The sequence below is a fragment of the Alkalicoccobacillus gibsonii genome (assembly GCF_016798245.1).
Lineage (GTDB): Bacteria > Bacillota > Bacilli > Bacillales > Bacillaceae_D > Alkalicoccobacillus > Alkalicoccobacillus gibsonii.
In genome coordinates this window covers 271,532-292,219 of record NZ_JAEUZA010000002.1, presented here as the reverse complement: position 1 = coordinate 292,219, position 20,688 = coordinate 271,532, and the positions used below count along the sequence as shown (strand labels likewise).

At 42.3% G+C, this 20,688-nt stretch carries 22 protein-coding genes; 7 read left to right on the top strand and 15 right to left on the bottom strand.

The annotated features are described in order from the left end of the window. The first annotated feature begins 71 nt into the window (after window positions 1-71). Complete coding sequence (locus JNO66_RS08230) at window positions 72-1,442, top strand: sodium-dependent transporter (RefSeq protein WP_203087780.1); 1,371 nt, start codon at window positions 72-74, stop codon at window positions 1,440-1,442. Between the two features lie 322 nt (window positions 1,443-1,764). Here JNO66_RS08230 and JNO66_RS08225 read toward each other — a convergent pair whose 3' ends face one another. The 8 genes from JNO66_RS08225 to JNO66_RS08190 form a co-directional block, all read right to left on the bottom strand. Then, window positions 1,765-2,109 carry a YxeA family protein gene (locus JNO66_RS08225; protein WP_203087779.1) on the bottom strand — a complete coding sequence of 115 codons (345 nt, stop codon included), beginning with the start codon at window positions 2,107-2,109 and terminating at the stop codon, window positions 1,765-1,767. A 93-nt stretch (window positions 2,110-2,202) separates the two neighbouring features. Further along, window positions 2,203-3,132, bottom strand: a complete 930-nt coding sequence (locus JNO66_RS08220) for an AEC family transporter (RefSeq protein ID WP_203087778.1) — start codon at window positions 3,130-3,132, stop codon at window positions 2,203-2,205. Window positions 3,133-3,152: 20 nt separating this feature from the next. Beyond that, window positions 3,153-4,202 carry an enoyl-CoA hydratase/isomerase family protein gene (locus tag JNO66_RS08215; protein ID WP_203087777.1) on the bottom strand — a complete coding sequence of 350 codons (1,050 nt, stop codon included), beginning with the start codon at window positions 4,200-4,202 and terminating at the stop codon, window positions 3,153-3,155. A gap of 112 nt (window positions 4,203-4,314) precedes the next feature. Beyond that, window positions 4,315-4,935: a hypothetical protein gene (locus tag JNO66_RS08210; RefSeq protein WP_203087776.1), complete on the bottom strand. Its 621-nt coding sequence runs from the start codon at window positions 4,933-4,935 to the stop codon at window positions 4,315-4,317. Continuing rightward, window positions 4,932-5,360, bottom strand: coding sequence for a permease prefix domain 1-containing protein (locus JNO66_RS08205; protein ID WP_203087775.1), 429 nt, complete (start codon window positions 5,358-5,360; stop codon window positions 4,932-4,934). The genes JNO66_RS08210 and JNO66_RS08205 overlap by 4 nt, the downstream gene beginning before the upstream one ends. After that, window positions 5,357-5,674 (bottom strand): PadR family transcriptional regulator, encoded by a 318-nt coding sequence (locus tag JNO66_RS08200; RefSeq protein ID WP_203088397.1) that lies wholly within the window; start codon window positions 5,672-5,674, stop codon window positions 5,357-5,359. The genes JNO66_RS08205 and JNO66_RS08200 overlap by 4 nt, the downstream gene beginning before the upstream one ends. Before the next feature lie 186 nt (window positions 5,675-5,860). Then, window positions 5,861-6,703 (bottom strand): aldo/keto reductase, encoded by an 843-nt coding sequence (locus JNO66_RS08195; RefSeq protein ID WP_203087774.1) that lies wholly within the window; start codon window positions 6,701-6,703, stop codon window positions 5,861-5,863. 19 nt (window positions 6,704-6,722) lie between these two features. Continuing rightward, complete coding sequence (locus JNO66_RS08190) at window positions 6,723-7,925, bottom strand: MFS transporter (protein ID WP_203087773.1); 1,203 nt, start codon at window positions 7,923-7,925, stop codon at window positions 6,723-6,725. 161 nt (window positions 7,926-8,086) lie between these two features. Between JNO66_RS08190 and JNO66_RS08185 the strand changes: the two genes are divergently transcribed. Together JNO66_RS08185 and JNO66_RS08180 are read left to right on the top strand one after the other, a co-directional pair. Next, window positions 8,087-8,452 carry a winged helix-turn-helix transcriptional regulator gene (locus tag JNO66_RS08185; protein WP_203087772.1) on the top strand — a complete coding sequence of 122 codons (366 nt, stop codon included), beginning with the start codon at window positions 8,087-8,089 and terminating at the stop codon, window positions 8,450-8,452. 27 nt (window positions 8,453-8,479) lie between these two features. After that, on the top strand, window positions 8,480-8,830 hold the full coding sequence (locus tag JNO66_RS08180; RefSeq protein ID WP_203087771.1) for a hypothetical protein: 351 nt from the start codon (window positions 8,480-8,482) through the stop codon (window positions 8,828-8,830). Between the two features lie 32 nt (window positions 8,831-8,862). Here JNO66_RS08180 and JNO66_RS08175 read toward each other — a convergent pair whose 3' ends face one another. Then, entirely contained in the window at window positions 8,863-10,176 is a 1,314-nt protein-coding gene (locus tag JNO66_RS08175; protein ID WP_203087770.1) for a M48 family metallopeptidase, read from the bottom strand. Between the two features lie 246 nt (window positions 10,177-10,422). Between JNO66_RS08175 and JNO66_RS08170 the strand changes: the two genes are divergently transcribed. Both JNO66_RS08170 and rluF read left to right on the top strand, forming a co-directional pair. Next, complete coding sequence (locus JNO66_RS08170) at window positions 10,423-11,364, top strand: iron-hydroxamate ABC transporter substrate-binding protein (protein WP_203088396.1); 942 nt, start codon at window positions 10,423-10,425, stop codon at window positions 11,362-11,364. Between the two features lie 99 nt (window positions 11,365-11,463). Continuing rightward, window positions 11,464-12,171: a 23S rRNA pseudouridine(2604) synthase RluF gene (gene rluF / locus JNO66_RS08165; RefSeq protein ID WP_203087769.1), complete on the top strand. Its 708-nt coding sequence runs from the start codon at window positions 11,464-11,466 to the stop codon at window positions 12,169-12,171. Window positions 12,172-12,229: 58 nt separating this feature from the next. Here rluF and JNO66_RS08160 read toward each other — a convergent pair whose 3' ends face one another. Continuing rightward, window positions 12,230-13,237: a zinc-binding alcohol dehydrogenase family protein gene (locus tag JNO66_RS08160; protein ID WP_203088395.1), complete on the bottom strand. Its 1,008-nt coding sequence runs from the start codon at window positions 13,235-13,237 to the stop codon at window positions 12,230-12,232. Between the two features lie 162 nt (window positions 13,238-13,399). Between JNO66_RS08160 and JNO66_RS08155 the strand changes: the two genes are divergently transcribed. Beyond that, window positions 13,400-14,308: a DMT family transporter gene (locus tag JNO66_RS08155; protein ID WP_246483213.1), complete on the top strand. Its 909-nt coding sequence runs from the start codon at window positions 13,400-13,402 to the stop codon at window positions 14,306-14,308. Window positions 14,309-14,414: 106 nt separating this feature from the next. Next, window positions 14,415-14,870: a cysteine dioxygenase gene (locus JNO66_RS08150; protein ID WP_246483212.1), complete on the top strand. Its 456-nt coding sequence runs from the start codon at window positions 14,415-14,417 to the stop codon at window positions 14,868-14,870. Here JNO66_RS08150 and JNO66_RS08145 read toward each other — a convergent pair. The 5 genes from JNO66_RS08145 to JNO66_RS08125 all read right to left on the bottom strand — a co-directional run bounded on the left by JNO66_RS08145 (window position 14,859) and on the right by JNO66_RS08125 (window position 20,668). Beyond that, on the bottom strand, window positions 14,859-15,779 hold the full coding sequence (locus tag JNO66_RS08145) for an AEC family transporter (RefSeq protein WP_203087766.1): 921 nt from the start codon (window positions 15,777-15,779) through the stop codon (window positions 14,859-14,861). The genes JNO66_RS08150 and JNO66_RS08145 overlap by 12 nt on opposite strands. 103 nt (window positions 15,780-15,882) lie before the next feature. Then, a complete protein-coding gene (locus JNO66_RS08140) occupies window positions 15,883-16,149 on the bottom strand; it encodes a DUF3006 domain-containing protein (RefSeq protein ID WP_203087765.1) in 267 nt (88 codons plus the stop codon). Window positions 16,150-16,168: 19 nt separating this feature from the next. Continuing rightward, window positions 16,169-17,089: a ComEC/Rec2 family competence protein gene (locus JNO66_RS08135; RefSeq protein ID WP_273753225.1), complete on the bottom strand. Its 921-nt coding sequence runs from the start codon at window positions 17,087-17,089 to the stop codon at window positions 16,169-16,171. 81 nt (window positions 17,090-17,170) lie between these two features. Then, a complete protein-coding gene (locus JNO66_RS08130; RefSeq protein WP_203087764.1) occupies window positions 17,171-18,901 on the bottom strand; it encodes an ABC transporter ATP-binding protein in 1,731 nt (576 codons plus the stop codon). A gap of 426 nt (window positions 18,902-19,327) precedes the next feature. Further along, window positions 19,328-20,668 (bottom strand): aminotransferase, encoded by a 1,341-nt coding sequence (locus tag JNO66_RS08125; protein ID WP_203088393.1) that lies wholly within the window; start codon window positions 20,666-20,668, stop codon window positions 19,328-19,330. Window positions 20,669-20,688: the final 20 nt, after the last annotated feature.

The window sequence follows — 20,688 nt, the reverse complement described above, 5'->3', positions numbered from 1 at the left end:
CACTTGTTTCTATCATCTCCCTCTGCTAACATGAAATAATGCTTTAAAGAGGAAAAGAGGACATATACATCATGGCAAACGCAACAGAACAATGGTCATCTAAGCTTGGATTTATTTACGCAACAGCCGGTAGCGCAATTGGTCTTGGCGCGATATGGAAGTTCCCTTACATTGCCGGTCAAAGTGGAGGCGGCGCTTTCTTTCTCGTCTTCCTATTGCTCACACTGTTTTTAGGTGTACCCCTATTAATTGGAGAATACATTCTTGGTCGTCATTCTGGAAAAGACGCCATCTTAACATATAAAACACTGGCCCCGCGATCACCCTTTCAAGTAACTGGGTGGCTTGGGGTTGTCTGCTGTTTTCTCATTCTGTCATTTTACAGTGTGATCGGCGGCTGGTCCCTGTTATATCTCGGATCGTCAGTGTCTGGTCAGCTTTCAAACCTATCATTAAATGAATCGCAGGATTACTTCGGTCGTCTCATTGCAAATCCTGGACTTGCATTAGGCGCTCAGCTTTTCTTTATCCTATTAACGGCACTTGTTGTAGCGAAAGGTGTTCAAAAGGGCATTGAACAAGTCAGCAAGTGGATGATTCCATCCTTACTCGTGTTGTTAGTGATTCTAGCGGCCTATTCTCTAACCCTTGATGGTGCGGCTGAAGGAATTCAATATTTGCTTGCACCTGATTTTTCAGCAGTGGATGGGGAAACGATTCTTTTTGCCTTAGGTCAATCCTTTTTCGCTTTATCTGTTGGGGTATCGGTTATGGTTACCTTTAGCTCCTATGCGTCAAAGCAACAAAACCTTCCTGCCTCAGCGATGACACTGGCTATCATGAATGTATTTGTTGCGTTGCTTGCAGGGCTAGTTATTTTCCCAGGTGTTTTTACATTTGGCTTCCAACCAGATGAAGGACCTGCATTGATCTTTGCCGTTTTACCGGCAATCTTTGAACAAATTGCTTTTGGTCAGATTCTGTTAATTGCATTCTTTGTATTGTTTTTGTTTGCCGCGTTAAGCACAGCCTTCTCACTACTTGAGATTATTGTTGCTGCTTTTGTTCGCGGAAATCAGGACAAGCGCAAACAAGCAAGCTGGATCTTTGGTTTCCTCATCTTTCTAGTTGGGATCCCATCAACATTATCGTACGGCGTACTTGACGACTTCTTTATCGGGGACCGCTCCTTTTTTGACGCGGTCGATTACCTGACAAGTAACGTATTAATGCCACTTGGCGCCTTATTAATCTGTCTATTTATTCCTCGGAAAATAAACAAAGACATCCTGATGCAGGAGTTTCAATCAGGCTCAAATGCTGGCAAAAAACTATTTGTACTCTGGTATGCATTGGTCAAATACGTTGTGCCGTTTGCAATTGTCATTGTTTTTATTGATCAGTTGTTTGGCTTGAATCTCATTACGCTAATATTTGAATAATGATGAAAAGACCCCTTGCAGCTGCAAGGGGTCTTTTGTAAGAATGCTTGCTCAGTTTGCATTCTATTACATCAATCCAGCGGCTATCGCTCCGATCTTCATACCTATCACATCAATCCAACGGCTATCGCTCCGATCTTCATACCTATCACATCAATCCAACGGCTATCACTCCGATTTTCATACCTATCGCATCAATCCAACGGCTATCGCTCCGATCCTCACTCCTATCGCATCAATCCACTTGCTATCCCTCCAATCCTTACCCCCACCCACAAAAAAAGCAATGAACCTCACTTTCAGATTCATCGCCCACACGTTCTTATGATTGTTCATCTAATTCGTTCTTAATCTCCTCTGGGACATCCGATGCGTTTACTTCTTGATAGGTCTTCGCTTCGCCGTTTCTCATTGTGACGGTGAGATACGCTCCCATACGCAACTTTTTCATACCCATAAATTCAATGGTATCACTTTCCCCACCCTCTGTAATACCAAGTGTTTCGTAGTTTCGATTGGTCGCTTCTGGTGGAGCATCGGTGGGCTCAACACCCTCATCTACAATTTTTACGTAATAATCTTCTTCCTGAAAACTAGTAAAGACCATATACCCAGCGACGGCAGCGACGATTACTAAAATAAATGTGATTCCTATTTTTTTCATCATCCAGCACCTCTCTTCTACTTCATAGTTTACTACTTGCACAGAGAGGAACCTATAGATTTTACTTACAGAAACCTTACATCTCTGTTAGGTTTATTAAAATAAGAGCTGGCTCAGATAAATAAAGAAGGTCACGGTAAAACAGCTGGCAATTGTTGAAACGAGTACTGCCTGCGCTGCATACTCCGGATGATTATTATATTCTAAAGCAAAAAGTGCACTATTCCTCGACATTGGGAACGAGCTTGCAATGAGAAGTCCCTGTGCCACAGTACCGTCCAGTCCCATCACCCAGATAATCCCGAGGCCAATCAGTGGAGCTGCCACAAGTCTCCCGACAATCGAAATAAAAAATAAGAGTGAAAATTGCTTCAGTGTCGGGTAGGCGATTTGCGCACCTAACACAATCAAGGCCAGTGCAATAAACCCGTTCGATACCTGCATCATTGGTGTCTGAATAAAGGAAGGAAGCTCCCATGGAACCTGATAAAAAATCAGACCTAGTACAAGGGCATAGATAATAGGTGTTTTAAATAGCTCTGAAAGATTACTCCAGAACCCCGTTGATTTGGTCGATGCTGAAATCATAAGGCCATATGTATACGTAATTAAATTTTGAAACATCAGCACAATTACCTGTACGGAAATACCAAGTGGGTTCCCCGCAAAGACCAATTGACTAACCGGCAATCCGAAATTCCCCGAATTCATTAGTACAATACTATTTTGAAAGGTTGGCGCAAGATTTGAATCGATCTTTAAAAGCTTCACCAACCCCCAGCTAAGGAGAGCCAGTATGATAAATTGAATAACCAGAAATCCCCCAATATCAAGTAACAATCCAGCATCTAGATTACTACTTGAAATATTAACAAACACCACAACCGGTAGAAAAAAGTTTGTTAACAGTTTTGAAAAAGATGCTAAGTGAAATGAAAACTTACGATGAAGTAATGCTCCCGCTAGTAATAAAACAAAGATTGGAAGCATCACTTGAAAGACAATCTCGAGTAAAAAACTCCACATACCCTATCCCTCTTCTATCTCTATTTTTCGAAAAACGAACGAACCGTTTCAGTAGGTACTTCTTGAACAGATTGGTACTCAAACGTTGGCTGTGCACCTTTATCTACTAATAAACAGCGCACCCCTTCATAGAAATCCTGACACTCCATAAAACGGGAGGCCACATGCTTATCTATCTCTAAAGCCTCTTTAAAAGAAGAAAGATTTCTGCCCTTCTTCAAATGAGCGAATGTCACGTGTAACGAAAGCGGCGATCGGTTCTGAAGCTTTTTATAGATCGTTTGCGCGTCGCTTGAAGAGTCTCCTCTTAAAGAATTCATGACCTCTATTAATGACGAATGGGCAAAATGCGTCTCAATGACAGGCGCTAGGTGATGGAGCCGTTCACTTTTTGGAACCGGTATGTTCAGCTCTCGTATGCATTGATCTATGCTTGTGTAAACATCGCTTACTTCTCTCCATTCACTATCTATCAAAATCTCTCTAAGCTTACATATGTCCTCTGATTGGACATATCGGTCAGCCGCACCAATGGCAATGGCATCACCCGCTTGAATGGTTTCTCCAACAAGACCCAGGTACATTCCAATCGATTCAGAGACTTGATTTAAAAAGTATCCTGCACCGACATCCGGAAAAAAGCTAATCGCCGTTTCCGGCATTGCCCATTTGGTTTTTTCAGTTACTATGCGAAAATCTGCTCCGTAAGAAAGACCAACACCGCCTCCCATGACAATCCCGTCCATCAGAGCAATAATTGGTTTAGGGTAATCTGAAATAAGCTGATCAGTATCATATTCCAATTCAAGAAAGGCGATGGATTTGGCTCTACCCTCATGATTATTTCCATTATAATAGAGCTCTTTAATATCTCCACCTGCACAAAAAGCTTTTTCCCCTGCTCCTTCTAACAGGACTAGCATCACGTCATCAAGTGCCTTCCAAGCATGCAGCGTTTCATTAATTGCCTTTACCATACGAGAAGATAGTGAGTTTAGTGACTTTTCTCTATTAAGAGTAATCACCCCGACTCCCGTTTTTGTTACATAGGCTTGGACGTCTGTTGTCATATCAATTCCCCTTCTCTCAAAAAACACATCCTGCTTTGACCTTAGCAGATCTATTAGAAAACGTGCAAGCGCTTAACAACAAAAAAGCCTAACACCCTTTGATGTTAAGCTCTTAAACCGTTCGTCTATACACAAAGAAATAGATTGCTAGAGGCCACCATAACACTGCAAAAATTGGATACACTGCCCAAATGACATCTGGTGAGGTCAGTGCATTTACATTCCAAAAGAAAATCGTTACAAGTAATGCGCCGAATACAGAAAAAAGCATAGGTCGCCTAGCAAATGTCACTGATAAAGGCCACCATAGAATGACAAAGGTTGGAAAGATGAACCATGGAAAGCCTGTTTGGAAATAGATATTTAGCGCAATGTAGTAAAGAATGAATACAAGACTAGCAAGGACAGAGAATGTGACCTCCGCTGCACGTCTACCAGCAAATACAACGAGCGGCCAATACAGTAGTGGTAACCAAGCGTAAAGGATCCAATAATAGTCTGGTGTTTGCACGAGATTAATAGCAAGTAACACAGTAATTAATAGAATTGAAACAATGAGTGCATACCATTTGTGCCCATCAGAAAACTTGAATAACACATTGAGCGGCCACAATAAGAGGAACAACGCAGGATAAATAGCCCAAAGTTCAGTAGGAGTCGTTAACCAGTTCACCACAAAAAGAAAAGCAATGGTAAACAAAGAAGCAACAATGGAGAAAGGGAAAGATCTCATGCTTTTCTACCTCCTTGCTTTAGCCAATGAAAATACATAGACAAAGGCCACCACAAAATCGCGAAGGTCGGATACACAAACCAAATCGTCTGCGGAGAGTATTCTAGATTCATAAATACCATCAAAGCAATGATTAAAGCACTGCCCCAAATGGAGAAGAGAAGATTGAGCTTTGGATGCGTCTTTTTACGTGGTTTTGTTGCTGCAGGCGTTGTTGTCCCTTGTAGTTCAGCCTTAATTTCATCAATGTCGCCGAAATCAACAATGGTTTTGTTAATCGCATCTTCTTCATTTTTGCCCTGCTCCATTAAGTCCTGGGCCTTTTCCTCCAGGTTCATGATGATTTCTTCCTTTACTTGCACCACTTCGTCCGTTTCCGGTAAATCCTGAAACAAACGCTCCACATGCTGCTGGATTTTCTTCATGAATCTAACCCCTCCATAAATAAATTCAATATCTCTTTCATTTCCTTCCACTCATTCATTGTTTCTTTTAAGTAGGCCTTTCCAAGGGTTGTGATCGCATAATACTTACGCTTTCCTCCTTGTGATTGCTGGCCAAAATATGAGGTAATTAAGTCTTTCTTCTCAAGCCTCTGAAACACTGCGTAAAGTGTGGCTTCCTTTATCTCAAACTTTCCTTCGGTTCGCTTGCTGATCTCTTTAGAAATCTCATAGCCATAACGATCCTTTTCAAAAACTAACCGAAGAATGATGGAATCAACATGACCCCTTAACATATCACTACGGATAACAGACACCTGCTTTCATAAGTACTCTACGTGATAGAACTATATGTGATAGAGTAATTATAAAATGGATTACTCTATCTGTCAAAGTAATTTTGCAAGACTTCCCTTTTTATTTTTCCTAATAAAAAAACACCCAGATCAGTCGAAGTAATCTGGGTGTTCCTTCATGTTAAATTAAAAATCAATTCGATCTGGATCTGGCCCAATTCGGCGATTTTGATTCAGTTGATCAATCTGCGCCATATCTTCCGTGCTTAATTCGAAATCAAAGATGTCCGCATTCTCGGCAATTCGCTGTTCATTTGTTGACTTAGGAATCGTGATCACACCGTGTTGAAGGTCCCAGCGCAAGACAATTTGTGCAGGTGTCTTTCCATACTTATCTGCTAAATCCTTTATGAGTTCTTCTTCTAATAGCTCTCCATTCATTAAAGGTGACCATGCTTCTAGTTGAATATTGTGCTCCTGACAAAATGCTAAAAGCTCCTTCTGTGTCAGGCGTGGGTGGAACTCCACTTGATTGATAACAGGCTTAACTGCTGCAGTTTTCATTAATTCTTCTAGATGGTGTATTTGAAAATTACTAACGCCAATCGACTTCACGCGTCCTTGTTTGTATAACTCTTCAAGAGCTTTCCACGCTCCCGTGTATTTTCCCTCCACCGGCCAGTGGATCAAGTATAGGTCAAGATACTCAAGACCTAGCTTTTCAAGGCTTGTCTCATACGCTTGAAGTGCATCTTTATAGCTTAGATCAGCATTCCACACTTTTGATGTGATAAATAAGTCTTCACGACGTAATCCTGTTTCTTCAAGTGCTTCTTTGATGCCTTGTCCTACTCCAGCTTCATTTGCATAGATTGCTGCCGTATCAATGCTTCTGTACCCTTGTTTGATAGCTGTTTTCACAGCTTCAATGAGTGTGTTCCCTTCTTCTACTCGGAATACGCCAAGTCCAAGCCAAGGCATTTTCTCTCCATTATTTAATGTCACCGTTTCTTTTACATGAGTAGTCATACATCATTCCTCCAATGAATTAAGATGCGAGTTTCTCGCTCTTTAGATCTTGTTTTTCCAACTTTGCACTCCAACCAGTTAAAATGACGGCTCCAAGAACCATTACACCACCAACCCATGCCGTATGAATCAGGCCGATTGATTCTGCTACCATTCCTCCGACATAGGAACCAACCGCAATCCCCGCATTAAAAGCAGCGATATTAATTGCAGAGGCGACATCTACAGCACTGGGAACAAATCGTTCAGCGAGCGTGACCACATAGGTTTGTAGCCCAGGTACGTTCATAAAAGCAAACAATCCCATGCCTAAGATTGTGATTAAGCCTGCTATTTGTGCCGTAGCCGTGAAGCTTAAGACAAAAAGAATAATGGCTTGAATCATAAACATATAAAACAGCGCTTGAACAGGACGCTTGTTTGCTACTTTACCTCCAATCATATTTCCTATGGCAATTGCAATCCCATAGATCAGAAGAATAAATGCTACCGTCTGTTCTTTAAAGCCTGTCACATCCTGAAGCAAAGGCGACAGATAGGTGAAAACGACAAAGGTTCCTCCGTATCCAAGTGCGGTGATGACAAAGACAAGAAGTAATCGTCCATTCGTAACTAGCTTTCGTTGGTCTGCAAACGTGGTTCGTGTCCCTTTTCGTAAATCCGATGGGACTAAGAAAAGGTTTGAGATGAATGCTAGAACTCCAATCATCACAATTGCCAGAAAGGCCATTCTCCACCCAAACTGAACACCGATAAACGTCCCAAAGGGTACACCCGTTACGGTCGCTACGGTTAGTCCTGTAAACATAACAGAGATGGCACTTGCCCGTTTTTCTTTCGGTACAAGATCGGCAGCAATTGTTGCTCCAATAGACATAAATACTCCGTGTGATAAGGCAGAGATCACTCTTGCAATGAGCAAGATACTAATCACTGGTGCACTTGCTGCGAGAGCATTTCCAATGATAAACACGATCATAATCCACATCAGAAGTGTCTTTCTCGGAACATTTGATAGTAAAGACGTTAAAACAGGTGCCCCAAACACAACACCTAGTGCATATAGAGAAACGGTTAATCCTGCAGCCGTTGTAGTCACTCCTAAATCAGACGCGATAAGCGGAAGTAATCCGACACTAATAAACTCTGTCGTGCCAATCGCAAAAGCGGTAATCGCTAATGCCATTAAGGCGGCTCGACTTCTTTTTTTATTCATTTCCATGTCTACGTATCCTTTCTTTCTTCTATGCAAACACTCATGAGGTTCACTCTTCGATCGATAAGTGATATTATTACTCGTATTCTAACAAAAGAAAAGTACGTACTTTTTTGTTCGATAGGTACCTTTTGGTTCCTATTTGATGTACCAGGGAGGAAACAACCATGAAACAAAAAAAATATAATATTTCTGTTGAAGCCACACTAGAAGTGATCGGCGGAAAATGGAAATGCGTGATCCTTTGTCACTTAACACATGGTAAAAAGAGAACGAATGAATTACGCAGACTCATGCCAAACATTTCTCAAAAGATGCTGACTGCTCAGCTACGTGAATTAGAAGAGGATGGCGTGATTATTCGCACGCTTTATCATGAGCTGCCTCCACGTGTAGAGTACGAACTAAGCGATTATGGTCGGTCACTGGAAGGCATTCTGAATCTATTATGCGATTGGGGCGAACAGCACATCATCCGTGTGCATGGGAGCAAGGAAGAGTATCTCGAGGATAATATCTTAAACCAGGATTAAAGCAAGAATGTTAGGAGGGCTAGCTTTATGTTTGCCTGTAAGGTACGATGCCGGACAACCGTCTTTCTAAAAGTTGAAGAAGACGAACTGACACTTGAAGAAGCAAAAGCACGATTTAACGAAGTAAAAAAGCAATCCAAAGTCATTTCAGTTAAAAAAATCTATGACTACAAGCATTGGAAAAATGATCACGGAGAAGTTGCCGCCACACTGGAAGTGGACGTGCTCGTGCGTCATGATCCCTATGTCGACTATATGGCTGACTATGAATTAAGAGCCTGTCGCATCATACGAGAGGAGTTCTTCACAGCAGGAACGGCTATACAGGCACTTGATTCGCAGCGTTTTCAACCGTTGCGGAAGCGGCCATTTAGATAGAAAAAGCAGCGAGCTCTTTAGCCCGCTGCTTTTTATTTATTGAGTGCTTCTATAAGTTCCTCTTTTGTTTCGACGTTCATTAAACTGAACGCACTATCCCCGTAATCATCTTCTACTTCTGGATCTGCTCCGTATTCAAGTAGAAGGGCTGCCGGCTCGTACACTCTGTTATACACTGTATAAATAAGCGGTGTTGTTCCATAGTCATCTGGAACATTTGGATCTGCTCCTGCTTCCAACAACACTTCCATTATGTCTAAATCTCCAAGATAAGAAGCTTGATGCAATGGAGTATCACCGTAATAATCTTGTTCGTCCAGGTCCACATCTTCTGCAATCAATCGGTTTACTTCTTCTAAATCTCCATTACTTACCGCATTACCTAGTTCAGTCATTTCATAATCATAGAACCCGTCCTCATATTCCTCGTATTCGGTAATCGTACTCAACTCTGAACCGACCTCAGATAAGACCGTTCCGAACACAACGCCTCCGAAAACTAAACTAATAATAAGACCAACATAAATAGCAATCCCTACAGCCCCCATAATGACAATACCGATAACCACTTTCCCTGCGTCTTCTGTATAAACAGGTTTATCTGTTTCACCCATAAACACACGTACGGACTGAATACGTTTTGGCAGGTTAGGATGCGTTGATAAGACCTCACTTAACCAGACCACTCCATGAGATTCAGTGGAAATTTGCTCAACAAACGCGTCTTCATTCACTTCGGTATACGTTTTTTTACCGATACTTAAAATCGTTAATGCCCGTTTAGCAGCGGCAGGGTTATTTGTAATAAATGCTGCCTCCCGGTCACATGAGTATTCGCAGGAACGACTATATGCCTGAGCTAAGAAAGGAATAAACTGAGCAGGCGCAATCAGGATGTTTTTCCACACATGTCTGCGTCGCACATGGGCAAGCTCATGTGCAATGATAAAATCAAGCTCTTCTTTTCCTTGCTCACGTCCTAAGTCAAAGATTTCCGAGTACAGCACAACCATGTTACGACCCCAGAAACGTGTAGCAAACGCATTCAGAATACCTTCTGATTGAATAACAAACACATCAGGTACCTTTGCAAGCCCCATCTGTTCTGACATGACCTTTACTCGCTCATAGACCTCTGGAAATTGGCGTTCACTAATCCGGACCCCATTGCCCCTGATTGAACCAAGCATCATCATATTAAGGAAAATCATAATGGCAAAAAGAATAAGAGCAATCCCGATCCCGATAATGGAAAAGGCTGCGATCACATACACAAACACACTAAAGATAATAGCTAATACAAAATAAATGGTTTCTCTTGAAGAAGTAATTTTGTTCTGATCCAACGTATTGTTCCTCCTGCTTATACTTATTTCCTTACCATCATATCGGTTAATCTATGAAAATAATAGATAATAATGTCATGAATTAGGTAATTATTTTTATGGTTTCTCGGTCTTTCTGACCAATCTACTAAAATACATCTAGATCTTTTTAAAAGAGTTTGGTACATTTTAAATGATAATGATATTCATTACTAATAACAAGGAGGCAATATCGTGCAAATACATAAACAACTTGGTTTAACAATTATGCTAGGCATTATTCTCGTTCTTGGAGCGTGTAGTGACAATTCTAAAACAGAGTCTACTCCTGAAAATGAAGTGGAATCAGAAACCTCCGCCACAAAAATGTTTGAGTTAAACGGAAGTGAGGTTGAAATTCCAACTAATCCTGAACGCATTGTAACGGATATCTATGCTGGAGAATTTTTTTCTGTTGGGGCAAATGTCGTTGGTGCAGGGTCATGGAGCTTCGGAAATCCCCTTTTTGAGGAACAATTAGCGGAAGTCACCGATATTGGAGATCCAGTAAACCTTGAAACGGTTTTAGAAGCTGAACCAGATCTTATCGTAGTGATGAGTGATGAGAACCTTGATGAGCTAAGTGCGATTGCTCCGACTGTTGTCATTCCATACAATACAACAACGACTACTCAAGATACGGTTACGATGTTTGGAGAAATTGCCGGACGCGAGGAAGAAGCAGAAGAATTTATTGCAGACTTTGAAGAGAAAGCAGCTCAAGGTCGACAAGAGCTTGAAGGAATCATTGAAGAAGGAGCCACGGTTGGTCTTTATGAGATGACAGATAAAGGTGCATTTTGGGTGTTCGGTGATGCAGGAGGCCGTGGCGGTCAGGCATTATACAATGCGTTAGGACTTGAGGCACCTGAGACCATCCAATCAGACATTATTGAAACCGGCGAAATAAAAGAATTATCTATGGAAGTTGTTCCTGATTATGCAGCAGACTATATGTTTATTACCGACTACAATCCTGATGGCACTAGCGATAGTCTTGATCAATTCACTGATTCTGCGATCTGGAAAGACCTTGATGCTGTGGCTAACAACCGTGTGTTTGTAAATGATTTTGATACGTTTTATCCATATAACCCGATTTCTGTTTCGCATCAAATTGATTTGTTTGTTGAGATGATTAAGGAGCGAGCTGCAGAGAACGGAGAATAGTTCCGTCTTTCCTTCGGCTCCTGTACATTGAGCTTTGAATATTGTATGGTTAAGGCAAATCAATCAGAATGTACAAGATCAAAGCTAGGATGTGTCATCATGCGAATTAATAAATTTATTAGTGAAACTGGAAAGTCCTCTCGGCGGGGAGCTGACAAGCTAATTAACAGTGGTCGAGTGACGATTAATGGGAAAGTAGCGAAGCTTGGGGACCAAGTAAACCCTGGTGATAACGTGGTGGTAAACGGGGAGTCCATTAACATTGTAAAGAACAATGTGTATATTGCGTTAAACAAACCCGTTGGAATTACAAGTACATCAGAGAAAAAAGTAAAAGGAAATATCATTGATCTCGTGAATCATCCACTTAAAGTTAACCATGTCGGTCGGTTGGACAAGGATTCAGAAGGTCTCATTTTACTGACAAACGATGGTGACATTGTGAATGAAATTCTTCGCGCAGAAAATCGTCATGAAAAAGAGTATATCGTTTCTGTCGATAAGCCAATCACTCCTGAATTCCTTAAGCAAATGTCTGAAGGTGTTCATATACTCGGAACAAAAACCTTACCTTGTAAGGTGACTCAGCTTTCAAAGTTTGAGTTTGAGATCATCTTAACGCAAGGCTTAAACCGACAAATTCGTAGAATGTGCGAAGAACTGGGCTATGAAGTGTATCGCCTTCAACGTACACGTATCATGAATATTCACTTGAAGAACCTACCTGTTGGTCAATGGCGCGACTTAACCAAAAAAGAACGGACGCAGCTTTTTAAAGAGTTAAATTACGAACCGAGAGAATGGTAGGCAAATGAAAAAAGAAGGCTAGTGACGCTCCTTACAGAGTCACTAGCCTTTTTAATAGTTAAAACCCATCCACAACAACCTTGCCTATCATGCTTCCACTCTCGACCATTTGATGTGCCTGCTTAATCGTTTTTGCTTCGATTGGATGGAGTGTTTCAGTGAGCGTTGTTTGCAAATAACCTTCTTCAATAAGATGGCTCACTTGGTTTAATAGCTCTTGCTGCTTTCTCATATCACTTGTTTCATACATCGCACGTGTGAACATAAACTCCCAGACAAACGTGGCACTTTTGCTTTTTAACACATTTAAATCAAGAGGATCCTTGTTTTCTACAATGGAGCATATTTTCCCTTGAGGCTTAATGATTGTGGCCATAGCATCCCAATGTTGGTCTGTATTACTTAAACAGAAAATGTAATCAACCTCTTCTGATAACTGCTCTTCAAGGGAATGATGATGATTAACAACTGCATCTGCCCCAAGCTTGCGAACCCATGTTGAGGTCTCTTCACGTGATGCTGTTGCCGTCACTTTCAAACCAGCCCACTTTGCCAGTTGAATGGCGATAGAACCCACACCACCTGCTCCCCCAATGATGAGAAGATGCTTATCCTTATTCTGTTCCCTCTGAGCTGGATCAATTGCAAGTCTTTCAAATAACCCCTCCCAGGCTGTAATGGTTGTTAAAGGAAGTGCTGCAGCTTTTGCAAAATCAAGCGTACGTGGCTTCTGCCCCACAATTCGTTCATCCACCAGCTGATATTCGCTGTAAGAGCCTGAGCGGGTAATACTTCCTGCATAATAGACCTCATCTCCTACTCTAAAATCGATGCAGTCCTCACCTACCGCTTCTACGATCCCGCTTGCATCCCATCCAAGAACACGCGGTTCCTCTTCCACGTCATCCTTTGGAGCACGTTGCTTCGTATCTACCGGATTCACCGAAACTGCCATAACTTTAACAAGAAGATCCCGACCAACAGGCTTTGGCTTTTCGAGTTCCACGTCTAAAAAACTTTCCTCATGCTCAATTGGTAAGTACCGTTTCAGTCCAACTGCCCTCATCATTCAATCGTCTCCTTTAAATTCATCTATGTCACTCTATACCCTTGTAATCACTCGTATAACTCTAATGTATCATTTTCCAGAGACGCGTGCCTTGAATGAGATTCAACCACATGAATGATACAGGACATGCATATGCTTGTACAAAGCATCGAGAAAGGAATGGAATGCATGTCACTATCTACACCTTCTTCTGTCGCATCATTGTATGCCCTTCTTTCAATCAGCTTCTGGGGTGTTTCCTTTGTTTCCACCAAGGCTGTTCTTCATACACTTGACCCATTAACGCTCTTAGTTCTTCGCTTCGGTATTGGTGCCTTATTTCTTTTTTTCCTTATCCTTGCCCAGGGAATAAGCTTACGTATTCATCTAAAATATGTACCTCATCTCATCATTCTCGGAGTACTTGGTGTGTTTATTCACCAGCTCCTTCAAGCATCCGCTCTCCTCACCATTGATGCCTCTGCTGCAGGATGGATGATTTCATTTGCACCCATTTTCACGATGTTTCTTTCCATTCTCTTCTTACAAGAACGTCTATCGATGTTTAAAATGGGTGGGGTGGTGCTTGCAGTCATTGGTGTCCTTCTTGTTACTTCAGCAAGAACGGGGCATTCCCTTTCCTTTAGTCTTCAAATTGGGTACTTCCTAATGCTTTCGAGTACGTTTAATTGGGCCGTTTATTCAATCTTACTAAAGAAACTGGCCATTCCCCATCCTTCACTCGTCATTACCTTTTATATGTGTACGATTGGCTTTGTACTCACTCTCCCCTTCCTCTTTCAAACAAAGGGATGGCAGGCGCTTCCTCTTTTATCTGGGTCAGAATGGTTGCATCTAGCCTTTTTAGGGGTATTTGTGTCCGGGGTTTCCTATTGGTTCTGGGCTAAATCCTTAGAAGTCATGGAAGCATCTAAGGTATCTGCTTTTCTGTATCTTGAGCCCCTCACCACGCTTATCGCAGCTGTCCTTTTATTACATGAGGAAATCTTACTCATAAGTGTACTTGGCGGCGTCATAGTTATCTTAGGAGTAATTATTGCAAATCGTCCAGTCTTATCTAACAAATAAGGAGGTTCCAATGGATTACCTTCACCGAATACAACACGTGCTTAAACAGCTAAAATCCTCAACACCAGAAGAGCTGAGGGGGGCTCTCATTTCCTTAAACACAACCATGAAAGATCTCAAACCCTTTTTAAAAATTGATTCACACAAACCCTATTATCGAAAGCTCTTATTTCAAAATGATGAAGTTGAACTACTTCTAATGAACTGGTCTGATCTCTCCTGCGCTCCACATGACCACGGACATTCTTCTGGCTGGATCCAAGTGATCTCTGGTTCAACCCTTAACACGGTGTATAGAGTAGATAAAGGTGATCTGCCTGAAGCTTACTTTTCTCGGGTTGAGCAGAAAGGGTCATTTTTCTTTGCCCCAAGGTATGGGGTTCACAAGATGCGGGCCAAAGAGCAGGAGCTCGTTACACTTCACCTTTACTCCCCGCCAATTAAAGAAATGATTGTCTATGATCTCAAGAAGTGTGCTGCGTGTATGGTATCTGATCAATGCGGCGCTTGGTGGCCCGAGGAGCAACGAGAAAAGGTGAAGGAATGGAAGCTACGTGAGTAAAGGGTGGAGATGACGAACAAGCTCGAGCAATAAAACCACTGTTACTGAAGCAGCGATGGTTGTAAGTAATACTGAAACCGTAGCAAGCTTTGTGTCACCACCATATGTCTCAGCAAATAAACAGATGGTAGGAGCACATGGAGTGGCCGATAAAAGCAACGCAACCGCTACCCATTCAAAAGGTAATCCTAAAAACAGAACAGGAAGAATGAAAATTAGGGGCAAAACAACCAATCTCAGTAGAACAATGAGCCAGGTCAATTTCAAACGCATATAGTGCGTCCATTCACGAAACGGAATGGATGCTGTAAAACATCCAATGACAAGCATAGAAAGAGGGACTGTCATCTCACCTACACTCGATATGGCCTGAAGAATGACGTGCGGGAGAGAAATGGGTAAAAAGAAAAAGCAGAGACCCATGAGTGTAGCCAGTAGTCCTGGATTTTTCCAGAGACCCATGATTCGAGATTGACCCGCCGTTTGATTCATGACCCAAATGCCGTAGGTCCAGATTAAAACAAAATACACCAGGTTAAACACCATGGCTAAAAACAAATAGTCTGGTCCAAGCAACTGTGTCACAATCGCTACACCAATAAACCCTTGGTTTCCAAATAACAAAAGGTTCTGGAACACTCCAGACGTCTCCTTACCTAAGCGTAACCAAGCGGACATCAATCTCACGTATATGGCTGTACTGACTAGAAAGTAGATAGATAGGAGAATTAGCACGCCAATTCCCATACCCACACTTGGGTCAAATGGAACATGTAGGGACGAAATTATTAAACAAGGCAACGTCACATACAACAGTAAGTTGGTAAGCACCGGACGACTCCCTGTGCCAAGCCAACCTATGCGATAAGCAATAAACCCGATCCCAAAGATTAAATACAGTTCAATCACGCGCATCCCCTCCTTCTCTTCTATGATGATCGTTTATCTTATTCAGAAAGGAGGGGTTTGGGATTGAATGATAAAGGAATTGAAAAGAGACCAGGTCATGTGCCTAGTCTCCGTTCTTCTTTCTCATCCCTTTTTGCTCTCGTAATTGTGCCATTTTACCTTGAATACGCTTTGTTTGCGCCTGTGTTGCACTCTGATCCAACTGGATCGAATTAATTTCATTATCTTCTCGCTCTACTACTAAAAGACTGCCTTCCTTTGCCTCGCTCGGTAGGAGCTCCCGCTGTATTAGAAATTCTTTCTCTTGGCTTCCTACTAACAGCACGGCCACATGTTGATCTTCAAAACGATCTAGAACAGCTTTTTCCAAATTAGCTCGTTCCTTTCATTTAAAATTCAGTTTCGACATTTACGATTTGTCCGTCTGTACGAATGGTAATTGTGCCGTTCTCGATTGTACCGAAGACATCTGCTCCCACGTCTTCTACACGGGTTAAGGCGTATTCTCCTGGATGACCATAGCTATTGTTTTCACCTGCTGAGTAAATAGCAATGTCCGGTTGCACTTCATCAAGAAAAAAGTCATTGCTTGATGTGTTTGATCCATGGTGTCCCATAATCAACACCTCACTTTTTAGATCCATTCCTGAATCAACCATTAAGTGTTCTCCAGGTTCTTCAGCATCACCCGTGAAGAGGAACGAAACCTCACCGTATGTAAGCTTTATCGATACAGAATCATTATTTAAATCACCTGTAAGCTCCTCTGACGGGTTTAATACATCGATCAAAAATTCACCCTGCTCATACGATTCACCAGCAATCGGCTCGATGACCTCTGCATCACTTTCTAACAGAGAATCCACTAACCGTTCAAACACTTGAGATGTCGTTTCGTTTCCATCAATCCAAACTGTATGTGGATTGTATATACGGACGATTTCATCTGCATTCCCTATATGATCCGCATGAGGATGGGTCAGGATAAGAAGATCAATTTGGTCAATCTCTTCAAATGATAGATGATCAAAGATGACGTCGCTGTCATGTCTGCCTGTATCAATTAAGATCGTCGTATCATCTGATTGAACAAGTGCACTATCCCCTTGCCCAACATCAAAGATCGTTACAGACGCCTCGCCATCTACCGCAGAAGCAGCGGTTCTCGTTGAGTCTCTTGGAGCATCCGCTGCATTAGTTGCCGTCTCCTCAAACACACCATCTAGTAATTCAAAAAACTCTCCCTCGCTACAGGCGGTTAAACAGATTACAGCAAATAAACTCATACCAATCATTCTACTATTCTTCACTGGTGTCCTCCCATAAGATGTATGTATGAAAATAGAAAGAGGCAAGCTCATCCATTACGAATGGCTTGCCCCATGTCTCGCTTATGCACCTGCATAATCAAAATCAAACTGAGCCTGATGAAGTCGGCTGTACGTCCCTTTTTGCTGGAGAAGCTCCTGGTGCGTCCCTTCTTCTTCAATTCCGTTTTCAGTGACTACAAAAATGCGATCAGCTTCCTTAATCGTTGCAAGTCTGTGCGCAATCACAATCGTTGTGCGTCCAACAGATAGCTCGGCTAGTGCCTGCTGAATGGCTGATTCTGTTTCTGTATCCAGGGCAGACGTCGCCTCATCCAAAATTAAGATGGCTGGATTCTTCAAGAACATACGCGCGATGGAAAGACGCTGCTTTTGACCACCAGATAGCTTCACGCCTCGTTCACCAATTAATGTATCCAAGCCCTCAGGAAGCGATTGAATAATCTTCGTCATTTGAGCTTGCTCGGCCGCCTTCCAAATCTCTTCATCTGTCGCACCAAGCTTGCCATACGCAATATTTTCACGGATGGATGCATCAAACAAGAATACATCCTGTTGAACCACACCAATCTGTTCCCTGAGTGAAGCCATTGTGAGATCATGGATTGACGTTTGATCAATCAGTATCTCTCCACTTTCAACTTCATAAAATCGTGGAAGTAAACTCGTAATCGTCGTTTTTCCTGCTCCGGATGGACCAACAAGCGCAACCGTTTCCCCTGCTTTTATCGAGAAATTAACTCCTTTAAGAACCTTATCTTTGTTCTCATAGCCGAACACTACATCCTTGTAGGTAATCTCTCCCTTTACTTGATCCACATGAATGGCGTCAGGACGATCCTCCTGCTCAGGCTTCATGTTGAGAAGGTCCAGATACCGTCTAAATCCAGCGATCCCTTTAGGATACATCTCCATGACCGCATTCAGCTTTTGGATCGGTCCAATCATTACATTAGCAAGTAGCACAAACGCAACAAACTCTCCATATGTTAACTCACCTTGGATCACAAACCAAGTACCACAAAGCAAAACAAAGATTAAAAGAAACTTCATTAAAATTTGGCTAAAAGCTGTGTGCTTTGCCATGATTTTATAAGATGCTAGTTTCGAGAAACGAAAGTGATTGTTGTTTGTTTGGAATTTATCCATTTCATGCTTTTCATTAACGAATGCTTTCACAACACGAATCCCGGTTACGTTGTTCTCTACACGTGAGTTAAAATCAGCAATGCTTCCGAACAACATGGTCATCGCTACAGACATTTTTTTACCGAAATAATACGTAAATAAAATTAAAAATGGCACAAGTACAAAGGTTAAGATAGCAAGCTTCCAGTTAATCGTCAGCATGATTCCAAACGCACCAAGTAGTGTCATGATTGAAATCGCAAGCTCCTCTGGACCATGGTGAGCGATCTCTCCAATGTCCATTAAGTCATTTGTCAATCGAGACATTAGATGACCCGTCTTTGTATTATCAAAATACTGAACCGATTGATTTTGAATATGGGAGAAAAGGTCCCTTCTCATATCTGTCTCAATGTTAATTCCGAGCTTATGCCCCCAATAGGTGACTACATAATGAAAGCCTCCATTTAGAATATACATGGTGAAGAGACCGATTCCACCCCACAAAATGAGCTGCCAATTGCCCGATGGAAGTAGATTATCTATCACATAATTAATGGCTAAAGGAAACGCAAGCTCAAGAGCTCCCGCTAAAATTCCACATGCCAGTGTAAACGCAAACAGTGCTTTATACGGTTTGTAATACGACATAAATGCTCGTAGCATAATTAACTCCTTCTCCACTATCTGATATTCATTCTCAATTATATAGTGTACGCTACTCCATTATACTTAGCAATCATTACTTTCAGACTGTTTACACAAAAAAGAGTTGGAGAGGGATTGGTGCTGTCGAGGGGTGTTTATCCTGACTCGCGCACTCTCCCCTCATTCCCGCGCATTTTTATCCCAACTCGCGCACCTCTCCCTCATTCCCGCGCACTTTCTCCCCGACTCGCGCACCTCACCTTCATTCCCGCGCACTTTCTCCCCGACTCGCGCACCTCACCTTCATTCCCGCGCACTTTCTCCCCGACTCGCGCACCCACACTTCATTCCCGCGCACTTTCTCCCCGACTCGCGCACCCATCCATCCCAGCCCTACACACAAAAAAAGATAGACCCCCAAGGCCTATCCTCCACTCTCATCTTCTACAATTCTCGTATCACTTCTGTTACTGTCCTCACCAAAAATTCAAGGTCCTCTTCTGTTGATGTGAGGGGCGGGGCTAGTATGAGAACATTACTTCCGTTTGGAATCGTGTCGCTGTTTTTACCGATAATAAGTCCCTTCGCCTGACATGCTACCACTACAGATGTCAACATTGCATCCGGGGCGGGCGTTTTTGTTGATTTGTCGCTCACAAGTTCAATGCCATATAAAAATCCAATACCCCGGACATCCCCTACCATCGGCCATTCTGTTAGCTGTTTTAATTTACCTAGAATTCGATCACCTAGCTCCTCCACTCTTTCTACGATATGATCTCGCTCAATAATCTCAATGGCTTTTAATGCAGCGGCGCATGAGGCAGGGTGGCCTCCGTAGGTAGAGATATGCCTAAAATGATTATCTTCCGACTGTTCTTTAAAGGATTCATAGATACTTCGCTTTACACAGGTAGCTCCTAGAGGAAGGTAACCACTTGTTAAGCCTTTTGCCAGAGTGATAATATCTGGTTTAAAGTTCTCAGCATGTAGATGACCAAACATCCTGCCTGTTCGTCCAAAGCCAGAAACAACTTCATCTAGGATTAACAGTACATTGTACTTGTCACAAATCTCTCTAACCCGGTCATAATACAGCGAGGTCTGCGGATAGAGGACTCCTCCTCCTGAGATAATGGGTTCCATTATAAAAGCGGCAACTGACTCTGGTCCTTCCCAAAGAATTGTTTGCTCTAAATAATCTGCTGCCAGTTCATCATCTCTCAATGGATTTCCAAAGCTTGACCGGTATGCGTAGGGTGGTGGTACATGTAGAAATCCAGGTGCGATAGGGTCGTATTTCATTTTTCGATTGGCCTGCGCAGTAGCACTTAGGGCTCCTAACGAATTCCCGTGGTATGCACGATACCGTGAGATGATCTTATATTTCTCTGGATGCCCCGTCTGCTTATGATGCTGCCTTGCTAACTTAAAGGCTGTTTCATTTGCATCAGATCCGCCATTTGCAAAAAACGTACGATATCCACCTAAAAGCTGATCCAGCTTTTCTGCTAATTCAATCGCCGGCTTATGGCCGAGGGATAGAGGGAAATATGCGAGCTCACTCATTTGTTTGGTCGCTGCATCTATGATTTCTGACTGGCCATGCCCTAGATTCAAACACCAAAGTCCAGAGACCCCGTCCATGTAACGCTGACCCTTTGTATCAAAAAACCAAGAGCCTTCTCCTTTCTCTGCAACCATTGGTTGTTTATCTGGTTGATACCGATGCATTGCATGCCACACGTATTGTTGATCCTTCTCTTCATGCGTTTGACCTGTCATGGGTTTCACCCGAGCAACAC

Coding starts and splice junctions, on each gene's coding strand:
- JNO66_RS08220 (WP_203087778.1), bottom strand. CDS start 3,132: ATGTGGAGTTTTTTACTCGAGATTGTCTTTCAAGTGATGCTTCCAATC.
- JNO66_RS08195 (WP_203087774.1), bottom strand. CDS start 6,703: ATGACTACTCATGTAAAAGAAACGGTGACATTAAATAATGGAGAGAAA.
- JNO66_RS08230 (WP_203087780.1), top strand. CDS start 72: ATGGCAAACGCAACAGAACAATGGTCATCTAAGCTTGGATTTATTTAC.
- JNO66_RS08150 (WP_246483212.1), top strand. CDS start 14,415: ATGAAAGATCTCAAACCCTTTTTAAAAATTGATTCACACAAACCCTAT.
- JNO66_RS08180 (WP_203087771.1), top strand. CDS start 8,480: ATGTTTGCCTGTAAGGTACGATGCCGGACAACCGTCTTTCTAAAAGTT.
- JNO66_RS08155 (WP_246483213.1), top strand. CDS start 13,400: ATGGAATGCATGTCACTATCTACACCTTCTTCTGTCGCATCATTGTAT.
- JNO66_RS08205 (WP_203087775.1), bottom strand. CDS start 5,360: ATGAAGAAAATCCAGCAGCATGTGGAGCGTTTGTTTCAGGATTTACCG.
- JNO66_RS08185 (WP_203087772.1), top strand. CDS start 8,087: ATGAAACAAAAAAAATATAATATTTCTGTTGAAGCCACACTAGAAGTG.
- JNO66_RS08225 (WP_203087779.1), bottom strand. CDS start 2,109: ATGATGAAAAAAATAGGAATCACATTTATTTTAGTAATCGTCGCTGCC.
- JNO66_RS08130 (WP_203087764.1), bottom strand. CDS start 18,901: ATGCTACGAGCATTTATGTCGTATTACAAACCGTATAAAGCACTGTTT.
- JNO66_RS08215 (WP_203087777.1), bottom strand. CDS start 4,202: ATGACAACAGACGTCCAAGCCTATGTAACAAAAACGGGAGTCGGGGTG.
- rluF (WP_203087769.1), top strand. CDS start 11,464: ATGCGAATTAATAAATTTATTAGTGAAACTGGAAAGTCCTCTCGGCGG.
- JNO66_RS08170 (WP_203088396.1), top strand. CDS start 10,423: ATGCTAGGCATTATTCTCGTTCTTGGAGCGTGTAGTGACAATTCTAAA.
- JNO66_RS08190 (WP_203087773.1), bottom strand. CDS start 7,925: ATGGAAATGAATAAAAAAAGAAGTCGAGCCGCCTTAATGGCATTAGCG.
- JNO66_RS08125 (WP_203088393.1), bottom strand. CDS start 20,668: ATGACAGGTCAAACGCATGAAGAGAAGGATCAACAATACGTGTGGCAT.
- JNO66_RS08210 (WP_203087776.1), bottom strand. CDS start 4,935: ATGAGATCTTTCCCTTTCTCCATTGTTGCTTCTTTGTTTACCATTGCT.
- JNO66_RS08160 (WP_203088395.1), bottom strand. CDS start 13,237: ATGAGGGCAGTTGGACTGAAACGGTACTTACCAATTGAGCATGAGGAA.
- JNO66_RS08200 (WP_203088397.1), bottom strand. CDS start 5,674: ATGTTAAGGGGTCATGTTGATTCCATCATTCTTCGGTTAGTTTTTGAA.